The 12777-nt window shown below is 64.8% G+C and carries 11 protein-coding genes; 6 read left to right on the top strand and 5 right to left on the bottom strand.

What is annotated here, in order from left to right; translation table 11 throughout:
* Positions 1–16 precede the first annotated feature (16 nt).
* A complete protein-coding gene (locus tag GFS60_RS19685; RefSeq protein WP_159923820.1) occupies positions 17–832 on the bottom strand; it encodes an enoyl-CoA hydratase/isomerase family protein in 816 nt (271 codons plus the stop codon).
* Between the two features lie 100 nt (positions 833–932).
* Between GFS60_RS19685 and GFS60_RS19680 the strand changes: the two genes are divergently transcribed.
* Positions 933–1763: an SDR family oxidoreductase gene (locus tag GFS60_RS19680; protein WP_159923818.1), complete on the top strand. Its 831-nt coding sequence runs from the start codon at positions 933–935 to the stop codon at positions 1761–1763.
* Between the two features lie 86 nt (positions 1764–1849).
* Positions 1850–3211, top strand: coding sequence for an MFS transporter (locus GFS60_RS19675; RefSeq protein WP_159923816.1), 1362 nt, complete (start codon positions 1850–1852; stop codon positions 3209–3211).
* A gap of 139 nt (positions 3212–3350) precedes the next feature.
* On the opposite strand, the gene GFS60_RS19670 is transcribed toward GFS60_RS19675, so the two are convergent.
* From GFS60_RS19670 to GFS60_RS19655, 4 genes are all read right to left on the bottom strand, one after another.
* Complete coding sequence (locus GFS60_RS19670) at positions 3351–4091, bottom strand: SDR family oxidoreductase (protein WP_159923814.1); 741 nt, start codon at positions 4089–4091, stop codon at positions 3351–3353.
* A 7-nt stretch (positions 4092–4098) separates the two neighbouring features.
* The gene (locus tag GFS60_RS19665; protein ID WP_159923812.1) at positions 4099–5622 is read right to left on the bottom strand and encodes a class I adenylate-forming enzyme family protein; all 1524 of its coding nucleotides are present in this window, start codon (positions 5620–5622) and stop codon (positions 4099–4101) included.
* 128 nt (positions 5623–5750) lie between these two features.
* Positions 5751–7385: an FAD-dependent oxidoreductase gene (locus tag GFS60_RS19660; RefSeq protein ID WP_159923810.1), complete on the bottom strand. Its 1635-nt coding sequence runs from the start codon at positions 7383–7385 to the stop codon at positions 5751–5753.
* Positions 7382–8668 carry a 3-hydroxyacyl-CoA dehydrogenase family protein gene (locus GFS60_RS19655; RefSeq protein ID WP_159923808.1) on the bottom strand — a complete coding sequence of 429 codons (1287 nt, stop codon included), beginning with the start codon at positions 8666–8668 and terminating at the stop codon, positions 7382–7384. Before GFS60_RS19655 ends, GFS60_RS19660 begins: the two co-directional genes overlap by 4 nt.
* A gap of 272 nt (positions 8669–8940) precedes the next feature.
* Between GFS60_RS19655 and GFS60_RS19650 the strand changes: the two genes are divergently transcribed.
* The 4 genes from GFS60_RS19650 (at position 8941) to GFS60_RS19635 (ending at position 12756) form a co-directional block, all read left to right on the top strand.
* The gene (locus GFS60_RS19650; RefSeq protein ID WP_159923806.1) at positions 8941–10110 is read left to right on the top strand and encodes an aromatic ring-hydroxylating oxygenase subunit alpha; all 1170 of its coding nucleotides are present in this window, start codon (positions 8941–8943) and stop codon (positions 10108–10110) included.
* 53 nt (positions 10111–10163) lie between these two features.
* A complete protein-coding gene (locus tag GFS60_RS19645; RefSeq protein ID WP_159923804.1) occupies positions 10164–11315 on the top strand; it encodes an acyl-CoA dehydrogenase family protein in 1152 nt (383 codons plus the stop codon).
* A gap of 192 nt (positions 11316–11507) precedes the next feature.
* Positions 11508–12122 (top strand): hypothetical protein, encoded by a 615-nt coding sequence (locus GFS60_RS19640; RefSeq protein ID WP_159923802.1) that lies wholly within the window; start codon positions 11508–11510, stop codon positions 12120–12122.
* 19 nt (positions 12123–12141) lie between these two features.
* Complete coding sequence (locus GFS60_RS19635; protein ID WP_236603206.1) at positions 12142–12756, top strand: RES family NAD+ phosphorylase; 615 nt, start codon at positions 12142–12144, stop codon at positions 12754–12756.
* The last annotated feature ends 21 nt before the right edge of the window (positions 12757–12777 follow it).

Genomic DNA, 12777 nt, shown 5'->3' with positions numbered 1-12777 from the left:
ATCGGTCGGAATGTGGTCAGTGGTTCTGGAACTCGGGCGGGCGCTTTTCGAGGAACGAAACGACGGCCTCTCTGTGATCGCGCGTCAGCGAGCTGAGGATCTGGGTGCGGTTTTCGAGGTCGATGGCGGCGCGCATGCTGGGAACCTCCAGGTTCGACCACATGACTTCCTTGGTCATCCAGACCCCGAACGGACTGTTCTGCGCGATGGCCTCGGCGGTGTCCAGTGCCACCTCGAGCACCGCGTCTGCGGGTTCGACGGACGAGGCGAGACCGATGCGTTCGGCCTCGGCGGCGTCGATGGACCGGCCGGTGAGCATGATCTGCGCCGCCCGGGAGAAGCCGATCATGCGGGGCAGGAGCCAGCTCATTCCGATGTCGCAATTCGACAGGCCGCGGCGGATGAACGCGGCGTGCAGTACCGCCGTCTCGGACATGATGCGAATGTCCGCCATGAGGGCCAGCGACATGCCGCCGCCGGCTGCCGCGCCGTTGACGGCCGCGATGATCGGCGCGCGGGTGCTGCGGAATGCGTCGACGAGGCCGGCGATGTGCTTCTGCACCCGCAGTCCGAGTTGGGCCCGGCCCTCACCCTCGGTTGCGCCCGGCGGTGTGCCGTATCCGCGAAGGTCGAGACCTGCACAGAAGGCACGGCCTTCACCGGTGAGCACGATCGCGCGGGTGAGCGAATCATCGCGCACCTCGGCGAGCACCTCGTGCAACTCCTCGATGAGGTCGACGTTCATGGCATTGAGCTCGTCCGGGCGATTGAGCCGGATCAGCAGAATGCCCGGCCGCGGCCGCTCGATCAGAATCAGTTTCGCGTCGGACATAGTGCTCTCCCAGGGACGAGGTACTCGACAGACGCAGACTAATGGTTTTAGATTAAAAGCTCAAGGAACCGAGCCCGGAACACAACCGAAGGAGTCCACGATGACGAACCTCGACGGCAAGGTCGCCGTGGTGACAGGAGCCGCGAGCGGAATCGGCGCAGCCACCGCCCGCACGTTCGCCGAACGCGGAGCCCGCGTCGTCGTGGCCGACATCGACGACCCGCGGGGCCAGGCCGTCGCCGCCGGTCTCGGCGACCGTGGCGCCTACCTGCACACCGATGTACGCAACGAGGCCGACGTCGAGGCCGCGGTCGCACTGGCCGTCGATCGGTTCGGCCGGCTCGACTGCATGGTCAACAACGCCGGCCGGGTGGGCGCGTGGACCTTCCTCGAGGACACGTCGCTCGACGAGTGGGAGAACGGGTTCGCGATGCTCGCTCGCAGTGCGTTCCTCGGGACCAAGCATGCCGCGCGCGTGATGCGCGATCAGGGGTCGGGCAGCATCGTCAATGTATCGAGCGTGGCAGGCGTCCGTACCGGATTCGGACCGCACCCGTACAGCGCCGCGAAAGCCGCAGTGCTGCAACTGACCCGGACCGCCGCAGTGGAGCTGGCCGAATACCGGATCCGAGTCAACGCACTGATCCCCGGAGGTGTCGCCACCCGCATAGTCGGCCACGGCGCCGGCCTCGAGGACGACGCGCTCGACCGCAGCGTCGATGCCGTGCGGCTCAGCCTGACCAACTTCCAGCCCATTCCCCGCGCCGGTGAGCCGGAAGACCTCGCGCACGCCGCCGCCTACCTCGCCTCCGACGACTCCACGTTCGTCACCGGACAGTCCCTCGGGGTCGACGGTGGGTTGACACTGGGCAAGAAGTGGCCGTCCAACTACCGGGAAGAGGCGAAGGCTGCGTCGGCGTTGCTCCGATAGACAATTCTAAAGAGAGTAGGTTAATGTGGTCTGCGTCACTACATGATTCGGGCACTTCGCCCAGCACTCACAACGCGAGGTTTCGCATGACCGAACGTACGACCACAGCTGCGGAAATCTCCGTGGATGCAGACTCCGGACCCTCCCGCGCGGACTCACGACGCGCAAGTCGCGCCGCCTTCGTCGGTACCCTGCTCGAATATTACGACTTCAGCCTCTACGCCTCGGCCGCGTCGGTGGTCTTCGCCTCCGTGTTCTTTACCGGCTCGAGCCCCCTATTGGGGACGCTGCAGGCGGTCGCTACCTTCGCGGTCGGATTCTTGGTCCGTCCGGTGGGCGGGGTGATCCTCGGCAGCCTCGGCGACCGCATCGGCCGAAAACGAATACTCGTCTTCACCCTCGTCCTGATGGGTGTCGCTACGCTGCTCGTCGGCCTGCTGCCGAGTTACGCCCAGATCGGCTGGCTCGCACCGGCTCTGCTGGTGTTCCTCAGAATCCTGCAGGGCATCGGCGCCAGCGGTGAGTACGGCGGCGCAGCTCTGGTCGCCGTCGAGTTCTCACCCGCGAAGAAGAAGGGATTGATGGGCTCCTTGCCCGGCATGGGTGCGGCGCTCGGCGGCGTGCTCGGCACGCTGTCTCTGCTGACGGTCTCATCCCTGATGTCCCAGGAAAGTTTCCTCGCCTGGGGCTGGCGTATTCCGTTCCTGTGCAGCGTCGTCATCCTCGCCTACGGCCTGTGGTTACGCCGCAGCCTGCCCGAAACACCCGCATTCCGGGCGATCGAGGAAAGCGACACGGTTTCGAAAACGCCGATCTTCGATGTGATCCGGCAGCAGCCGCGCGCACTTCTGACCGTGCTCGTGATGACCATCGGTCAGACCGGCATCGGCTACTTCTACATCGTGTTCATGGGCACCTTCGGCAAGAATCAGCTGGGCTTCGGCGGAACCGAGGTCCTGATCGGCCTGATCGCTGCGCAGCTCGCGAATGCCATTCTGATCCCGATGTTCGGTTCCCTGTCGGACCGGGTCGGCCGAGCACCGGTGATCATGTTCGGATTCCTGTACAGCGCCGTGTTCGCCTGGGTCGGTATCTCGCTGCTGTCGGGCGTCGGAACACCCCCGCTGCTGTACTGGGTGGTCATGGCGGCAGGCAACGGCATCGGGGTCGCCGCCATCTTCGGTCCGATGGGCGCCTACGTCATCGAGCTGTTCCACACGCAGCACGCCTACAGCGGCCTCGGTCTCGGCCGAGAGGCCGGCAACGCTCTCGGCGCGGCGTTCGTTCCGGTCATCGCGGTCGCCTTGGCATTCGACGACACCACGGTGTGGCTCAGCCTCCTGATCTGTGTGGTCTCGCTGCTCGGCTTCGGGGCAACCGTCCTGTCCCGTTCCCGCTCGTCGGCCGGGGTGAAGCGGGACGACGACAGAACGCCGGTCACTGCTTAGCAACAGCACCACCCGAGACACGGGCTCCGATCCACCGGATCGGAGCCCGTTTCGCATTCCGGGAGGGAATGGCCAGACAGCAAGAAACCGCCTCACCGGACTGGCTCTGCCGGTGGGCGGTCTCAGCTGTATTGGACGGTCACACCCCGACGGGGCCACCTCGCCACACACCGATCTCCTCACCGGAGACGTCGGCGGCGTTGTCGCTCACCAGGAACGAGATGGTGGAGGCGATCGATTCGGGCGGAATGGAGGGCCAGTGCTTGGTCAGGGCTTCGACCCCCGCCTCGCCCCCCGACGCCACGATGTCGGTAGCGACGAAGCCCGGCATCACGCAGTTGACCGTGACCCCGCGACGGGCAACCTCGAGTGCCATCGACTTGGCCATTCCCACCAGCCCGGCCTTGGCCGCGGAGTAGGCGCTCATCCCGGGGGACGGGCGCCTCCCTCCAGACGGGCTGTTGACGAAGATGACTCGGCCCCAACCGGCTTCGTACATCGCGGGTAGCGCGAAGTGGGTGCAGTAGAACGCACCATTGAGGTTGACTGCGATCACTTCGTCGAAATCTTCCGGGCTCTGCTTCCGGGCCGCCCCGGCCTTGTTCATGCCCGCGTTGTTGACCACCACGGTGGGAGCGCCCAAGTGGACGGTGGTGTCGGCGATGAGCCGCTCGGCCTCGGCGGCCTGTGAAATGTCGGCTCGGATCGCCACAGCACGTCCACCGTCCGCGACTATCTTTGCGACCACTTCCTCGGCATCGCGCGCACTCCGCGAGTAATTCACCGCGACAGCGAATCCGTCGGCGGCAAGTCGGCTCGAGATGGCCGCGCCGATTCCGCGGCCACCACCGGTGACCACAGCGACCTTGGGGAAGTCCACGGCTCGATCACCGAACCTTGTCGTAGTTGTCGGGCACATCCGCGAAGGCGTCGCGTAGCTGGCGCTTGGCGATCTTCCCGCTGGGCATCCGGGGCAGGGGTTCGTCCATGAAGACGATGTACCGGGGCACCTTGTAGTCGGCGAGCCGCTCGTTGCAGAATCCGACGACTTCGGATTCCTTCATCTCGGTGGTGGTTCGGACCAGCGCGGCCGGGGTCTCTCCGAATTTGGCGTCGGGAACGCTGATCACCGCGACCTCCTCGACCCCGGGGATCTGATTGATGACGGCTTCGATCTCGGCGGGTGAAATGTTCAGGCCACCGGAGATGATCATGTCCTTGAGGCGGTCGACGAACGTGAGGTAGCCGTTCTCGTCGAGCTTGCCGAGGTCACCGGTCTGGAGCCAGCCGTCGATCAGAGCCGATCGGGTCGCGTCCTCGTTGCGCCAGTATCCCGGCATCATGCCCGGGCCGCGCAACAGAATCTGCCCGGTTTCGTTGGGGGGAAGGTCATTTCCTTCGGCATCGACAACGCGAATCTTGGTGAAGATGCCACCCCAGCCGCACTTGTCGGGATGCTCGGCCGCCTCTTCGCGCGGCATCGCGGTCGCTGATCCGCCGATCTCGGTCTGACCGTAGATCTGTCGCAGTGACACACCTTGGGCTTGCCATTTGTGCAGCAGGTCGACGGGTACGCGTGCGCCACCGACGTGTGCTGTGACCATGTGGCTCAGATCCGCGTCGGTGAATCCGGGCGCTTTCGCGATTTGCTCGAAGAGGATCGGCGGGCCCGTCAGGGTGTTGGCCTTGTCCTCGGCCAGGATGCGCAGCGCCTTCGCCGGGTCGAAACCTGGCTGCAGGAACAGGGTTCCGCCGTGAAGGACGACGCGCGAGATACCCCAGATGATGCCGGCAGCGGTGAACAGGGGCAGCACCAGCACCGGGCGCAGGTTGTTCGGCTGAATCGGTTCCATCAAATGCCATTCGTGCATTTCGCCGGCGACGGTGGCGTGGGTGAAGATCACGCCCTTCGGCTTGCCGGTGGTGCCGCTGGTGAACACGATGGCGGTGGGAGTGCCGAGATCGACGACGGGGGTCCGGTATTTCGCATGATCGCTGCCGCGCAGCGGACGCACATCCTTCTCGAACACGGCGATCGAGAAAGTGTTGCGTGTCTGCTGGACTTCTTCGAGGCGCGGTCGCAGCGCCTCCTCGCAGTAGACGACGGTGGGTTCACAGTCTTCGACGAGGGTGGTGAGCTCGCCGGCGAGCATGCGCTGGTTGAAACCGACCGCGATGGCGCCGACCTTCATGGCACCGAGCGAGGCCACCGCCCACTCGAGGCTGTTGGCACCGAGGAAGCTCACCCGATCACCGGCCACGACACCCCGCGAGGCGAGATCGTGGGCGACGCCGTCGGCCCATGCGGCCAGCTCTGCGTAGGTGACGGCGTCGCCGTCGAAGTCGATCGCGGTCAGATCCGGCTTCGACCGGGACCAGTAGGTCAAAGCGTCTACAACAGTGCCGCTCATGTAAGCCTCCAAGAGTTGTCATCGATCGCGGGGGTGCTCGGCGGCGAGCACGGCAGACCGTGCTGTGTCTTCGGCCTCCCGGAGAGAGCCGTACGTCACATCCGCATGTTAAATCTAAAGGTCGTTGTTTACTGTGGCAAGTACTGGCTGGTCTCTGCCCCACGGGCCACCGCGAGCATCGCACCGACCTCCACCAGCTTCTGCCGGGCCCGTCCCCGGCGTCGCCCTTCGACACGTTCGTACCGGTCGATCCGCTTCCAGCCGTCGAAACCGAACGACTCCGGACACCGCGACTGCACGGCCTCCGCCAACTCGTCGCCTGGTCGGCTCGGCTGCGGAAGAAGCGCACGTTGATGGTCGGCTACGAGCGCGTCGACGGTCTCGGCGGCACAGTATCGATTGGTGCCGATCACCCCGGTCGGACCCCGCTTGATCCACCCGGCGACATATACCCCCGGCACCGGACGCTCGTCCACCGGATCGACCACGCGGCCTGCAACGTTGGGGACCGTGCCGCGTTGGGAGTCGAACGGCAACCCCGGCACGGGAGCGCCGCGGTAGCCGACCGAACGCAGGACCAAAGAGGCCTCGAGATCCTCTTCGCTTCCGTCCATCCGGGTGGACGCGATCCGTAGACCTTCGACGTGACAGTCACCGAGAATCTCGACGGGCGTCCCGTGGAACCTCAGGGTGATCTTCCGCCGACCCGGTCGAGGAGAGCGGCGTGCGTAGTCGGCCAGCGTCCGCAACTTGATCGAGGCATCGGCGGAAGCGTCGAATCCGCCGTGAACGCTCACCTCGACTTCCTGCAACGCTCCCAGCGCGATGAGCTCGGGTGTCGTGAACGCTGCGTGCTCCGGCCCTCGTCGTCCGAGAACCACGATTTCTTCGATGGTGCTGTGCCGAAGTGCGTCCAGCGCATGTTCGGCAATATCACCCGGGACGAGCCGGTCGGGATCGCACGCCAAAATCCGTGCTACGTCCAACGCCACATTGCCGTTGCCGATCACCACAGCACGACGCCCCGACAGATCGAAGGTGCGACCAGCGGAGTCCGGATGTCCGTTGTACCAGGCGACGAATTCGCGCGCAGCAAAACTCCCCGGCAAATCTTCGCCCGGAATGCCGAGCTTGCGGTCGTCGGACGCACCACTCGCGTAGATCACCGCGTGGTGATGATCGAGCAGCTCGTCGACACTGATATCCCGACCGATCTCCACGCCGAGGAAGGCACGGAAACCGTTGCGGCCGGCAGTGCGGGAGAAGACCCGCTCCACGGCCTTCGTGGTCTGGTGATCCGGAGCCACCCCGAACCGGACGAGCCCACCGGCCACCGGGAGCCGCTCGAACATGGAGACGTCGACGTCGACGTCGCGCCGAGTCAGCAACTCTTCGGCTGCATAGAAGGCGGAGGGACCGGACCCGACAATCGCCACCTTCAGCGGACCCGGCCGGGGCGCCGCGACGACAGGTTCGGCCGGCACTTCGCTCGGGCCGGACACGGTCGGGTTACCCAGGAAGTACGCGGCATTGAGATCCTTGTAGATCTCGGCTTCCGGGGTGAGGTCGCTGTCGGGAACGATCGCGTCGACCGGACACACGTCGGCGCAGGCCCCACAGTCGATGCAGGCAGCCGGATCGATGTAGAGCATCTCGGTGCGCTGGTACTGCGCTTCGTCGGGAGTCGGATGAATGCAGTTCACCGGACACACCGCGACACACGTCGCGTCGTTGCAGCAGGCTTGGGTAACTACGTAGGTCATGGGCACTCCGGTTGATCGTATGGTTCCGAACTTTGCTCCGGTGGGAGGAAGCGGTCGCCGTAACGGCCTGCAAGCTCGCGGGCACGAGCGGTGAACCCGTTCTCGCCACCCGAATAGGAACGCCTGAACGACAGAACCCCACCCGTGTGCGCGGGGAACCCGATGCCGAGAACAGATCCCGTGTCGGCGTCGGACTCGGATCCGACGACGCCTTCGCCGAGACAGCGCAGCGCCTCGAGGACCTCGACGAACAACAACCGGTCGCGCATATCGTTCAGGGGAATATGCCGTGCAGGCCCGAACATCTCACGAAAGGCGGGCCACAATCCCAAGCGCTTACCATCCGAGTCGTACTCGTAGAAGCCCTGACCGTCCGACCTGCCCCCGCGACCGCATTCGTCGATCATCCGGTCGCGGGCGCTGTCTGCTTCGCTCCCCCGCCACGTCCCGCCGGCCGCCTCGACAGCGACACGGTTCTCGCGCTGCACCGCGCGGTTGAGCGTCAACGTGATCTCGTCGAGCAAGTGGAGCGGCGGCACCGGATATCCGGCGGCGTTCGCTGCGCGCTCGACAAGGCCCGGATCGATTCCCTCCCCGACCGCGACCAATGCCTCGTCGAGATAGCGCTCCATCACACGACTGGTGAAGAACCCCCGACTATCGCCCACCACGATCGGTACCTTCCCGAGCATCCGCGCGTACGCCAATGATGCCGCGACGGTGGCCTGCGAGGTACGCGATCCGACGATCGTCTCCACCAACGACATCCGGTCGACAGGCGAGAAGAAGTGCATCCCGAGGAAGTACTGCGGACGTTGTAGCTTCGCGGAGAGCATGGCGATCGGCAGGGTCGACGTCGTCGACGCAATCACCGTAGGAGCCTCGGTGACTGCCTCCACCATCTGCAGCACCTGTTGTTTGACGGCGACGTTCTCTGCGACCGCCTCGATCACCAGCGCGGACGCCGACAGATCTCTGATGCACTCGGTGGGCGTGATGCGCCCGAGCAAGGCCTGCGACATCCGCCTGTTCGAGGTTCCCGCTTTTCGCGCATGAGCTTCCCGCCGGTCGGCGTACGACTTGCCTCGGCGCGCATTCTCCAGAGTTCGCGCCCACAGCACGACGTCGGCTCCTGCCCGCGCGCAGGTGTAGGCGATGGCCGCGCCCATCATCCCGGCGCCGACGACGCCGATCGTGGTGCCCGCCAGGGTCTCGGACTTCTCACTCGCCACCGCAGACCCGATCCGTGCTCGTACGGTCCTGACCGACGTGTCAGTGTGCATCGGCAGGTACCTCCCGTTCGATAGCAACCGGCAGCCCGATCGTCGCCGGCATCACGTCGCCGAGTGAATCCGATCACATCGACCGCAGTGGGCAATAATCTAATCTCAGTAGATTCTCGGCGCAAGACCCGATTCCTGCCGCAACCTCGGCGCCGGGGTTTACAGGTAAAACTACGTCAGTTAGATTTAGAGGCGTTGATCCGCAGCGCACACGTTCGCAAGCCGGTGACCACACGGTAGCCGGGCGCGCCCACGAGACTGGAGGAGATGCAATGACCGAGGTCGGAGCACCCCGCGAGCAACGCATTCGCCGGGCCCTGGATCACCTGCGCAACGACACGACGGACGAGTTCGACCACATCACCTGGTTTCAGCCAGAGGAATTCACCGATCCGGCCATAGCCAAGCGAGAGCGTGACCTCATCTTCGGGCGGGTTCCCTCGATCGTCGCGCACGGCTCAGAGATCCCCCGCTCCGGCGACTTCTTCACCCTGCAGATGCCGCGGAACAACATCATTGTCGTCCGCCAGCGCGACGGTGGCGTCAAGACGTTCGTCAACCTGTGCCGGCATCGGGGCGCCCTCCTCGAGAAGGAGGAGAAGGGCCGCTGCCGCCTGTTCTCCTGCCCGTACCACCGGTGGTCGTACGACACGGACGGCACCCTGCGGACGATCACCCGTGACAACACCTTCGGGGAAACCGACACCACGAGCATGGGCCTCGTCGAATTGCCGACCGAGGAGCGCCACGGTTTCATCTGGGTCGTCGACGAGGCGAACGCCGAGATCGACGTGGCCGGCTGGCTCGGGGACGAGATGGATGCAATTCTGTCCGGGTACGACCTCGATTCCAAGATCGCCGTCCAGTCCGAGGGATTCGACGAGCCGGTCAACTGGAAGATCATGCAGGACGCCTTCCTCGACGGCTACCACATCCAGTACGCCCACCCCAACACTGCCGCCAAGCACATCCACACCAACGTGATGGCGTTCGAGGACTTCGGCAGGCACTGCCGCTTCATCGCCCCGCGCAAGTCGATCGATCGGTGGATCGAGGAAGACCCCGGCGACCGGAGCCTGGCCAAGGACATCACGGAAACCCATTTCCTGCTTCCCAACAGCACCCTGCTGCGGCAGCCGGATCACTTCCAGCTCCTCACCTTCCGGCCGCACCCCACCGATCCGCAGCGCTGCCGCATGGAGATGCGCCTGATCGTGCCTCCGGTGGCGGATACCGAGATGACCGAGGAGAAGTGGACTCGCCTGTGGAACAAGAACTGGGAGATTCTGCTCGCAGTTCTTCACGCCGAGGACTTCCCGCTCCTGCGGGACTCCCAGCACGGTATGAGGAGCGCCAACGCGGGACGGATGGTGCTGGGCCAGAACGAGGTTGCCAACCAGGTGTTCCGGCGTGAGACCCAGAAACTACTGGCGACGAACTGACAAACATACGATGTGCAGGTCGCCTGACGGGCGTCCCGCATCAGGAGGAAAACATGCAGAGCGATCTCTTCGACCGGGACCACGAGTTGTTCCGCGAATCCGTCCGTGGATTCGTCGACAAGCACGTGGTTCCCCAACTCGAGAAATGGGATGCGGATCGCCTGATCGATCGTGAGACCTGGCTGGCAGCGGGTCGTCAGGGCCTGCTCGGACTACCCGTCCCCGAGGCGTACGGCGGGCCCGGTGAACTCGACTACCGCTTCCGGTTCGTGATCCAGCAGGAAATCGCCCGAGTCGGCGCATCGGCCCTGCAGTCCGGGTTCTCCACGAACGACGACATCGTCCTGAACTACCTTCTCCGTCACGCCGACGAAGAACAGCGCCGACGGTGGTTGCCGGGATTCGTCACCGGCGAGACCATCGGTGCGATCGCCATGAGTGAGCCTGCCGCCGGCAGCGACCTGCGCGCCATCCAGACCACCGCCGTCGCCGACGGCGACACCTGGGTGATCAACGGGTCCAAGACCTTCATCACCAGCGGCATCCTCGCCGACATCGTGATCGTCTTCGCGAAGACAGATCCCTCTGCCGGCTCCCGCGGCTTCAGCCTCTTCGTCGTCGAGGACGGAACGCCGGGATTCAGCCGAGGCCGCAAACTGGACAAACTCGGCCTGCACGCGCAGGACACGGCCGAGTTGATCTTCGAGGACGTACGCATCCCGAAGGAGAATCTGCTCGGTGAGGTGGGCTCCGGCTTCGCGTATCTGATGCAGAGCCTTCCCCTCGAACGACTCGGCATCGGCATCGCCGCGCAGGTCTCGGCCGAGGCAGTTCTCGACTGGACACTCGACTACGTCAAGGAACGCACCGCCTTCGGCAAGCGTATCGGCGATTTCCAAGGCATGGGCTTCACGCTCGCCGAACTTCAGACGGCCGTCGAGGTGTCACGTGCGTATATCGACCGGTGCGTGCGTGAACACAACGCCGGCACCCTCACCGCCGTCGACGCCGCGAAGGCCAAGCTCTGGGCTACCGAACTGCAAGGCCGGGTGATCGATGCCGGCGTCCAATTCCACGGCGGCTACGGCTACATGATGGAATACCCTGTCGCGAAGGCGTACATCGACGCCCGAATCCAGCGGATCTACGGCGGTACCAACGAGATCATGAAGGAAATCATCCATCGCGATCTGATGAAGGCCTGATCGAATCCGGGCAGAAGGAAAGGGTGCGGCTGACGATTCTCGGCCGCACCCTTTTCGCCCCGGTAAAGAGATTCCGGCACCGGCGGGCGATGACATCGGGACCTGCCGGCCCTGCCATCGCGCGCAAGTCTACGGTAGACTTCTATATAGAAGCGGTGATCAGAAGTATCTGCCCGGGACCGAGGAGGGGACATGGCGCGCAAGACCGCGGCCTCGAGCTACGAGGCAGATCCGCAACAGCAGCGCAGCGGCGTGAGCGACCACGAGTTCATCGCCCGGATGCGCGCCGAGCTGTACAAGAGGCCGAGCATGCGACTGGTCGCCGACAGGGTCACCCACATCATGCTGGCCGGACGGATCGATCGGGACGACCCGATCCTCGAGCTCATCGAATCGGACGACATCCTCGACGAGAAGACGGTGCTCAGCGACGCCGTCGAACGCATCCTGTCGTTCCCGCACCTCTCCGCCAAAGAAGTCGCCGACAAGTACGACAAGAACTGGGCCAACCCCAGCGATGCACTGCGCAAACTCAGCACCAAAGGCGAAGTCATCGGACTCAAGCGGGCCGGGAAGTTCCGGTACCCGGAGTTTCAGTTTTCCCTGCCAGAGGAGGCCAATCAGGTAGTACGGGAGGGCAACGTGGCTCTCGGCGCCCGGGACGATCCATGGGGGGTCGCATCGTGGTGGCTCTCACCCAACCCGTCGACCGAAGACCGCGAGTCCCCGGCCCAACTGCTCGGCGAGGGAGCCTACGACGCCGTGCGCGCGTTGCTGCGCGCCGAGATCGCCGACGACATTGCCTAACCGCCCACCACCGGCCTCGGTGACCGGGCACGTCGGGTCGCTCACCGCCGGAACCAAGCTCTGGCGCATCCACTCCGCCGACCCCGACCGAGACGCCCTGACCCTGAATCCGACCCCCGCCGGAGCGGGAGGCGGACGCTTCGACTCCTCCGACGGGTCGTACCACTACAGCTACTTCGGGGAAGACATCTCCACCTGCATCGCGGAGACCTACTGCCGGTCCCTGCCGCTGGATGATCACGTTCCGAGGATCCTGCGCAAGGCCAAGCTGGCGGGTCGAGTCCTGTCCGAGGTCACCGTCACCGACGACGTCCCGGTCGCACTGGTGCACGGCTCACATCTGGCGGCGATCGGTCAGGACACCTGGCTGACGAAATGCGACCCCGTCGACTACCGGACCACCCGGCACTGGGCAGCATCCATCCTGCACGGAACCGCAGGGGTACTCGGTATCAAATACCGGGCACGCAACGACGAGGACAGGTTCTCCGTCGTCATGACCATCAAACCCAATGCCGGTGTGGAGCTGCATGAGCTGATGGCCGTGTCCCGGGACCCGATCAAGCTCGATGACCGTGCCGGGCTGGAACTGGTCAGATCCCATCTCGCACAATACAACGCAACACTCATCTAAGCGTCTCCGCCGATCTCCCAC

The organism is Rhodococcus sp. WAY2, assembly GCF_009859915.1.
Taxonomy (GTDB): domain Bacteria; phylum Actinomycetota; class Actinomycetes; order Mycobacteriales; family Mycobacteriaceae; genus Rhodococcus_F; species Rhodococcus_F oxybenzonivorans.
The sequence above is the reverse complement of the archived record's forward strand: the minus strand, read 5'-3'. Positions and strand labels throughout refer to the sequence as shown.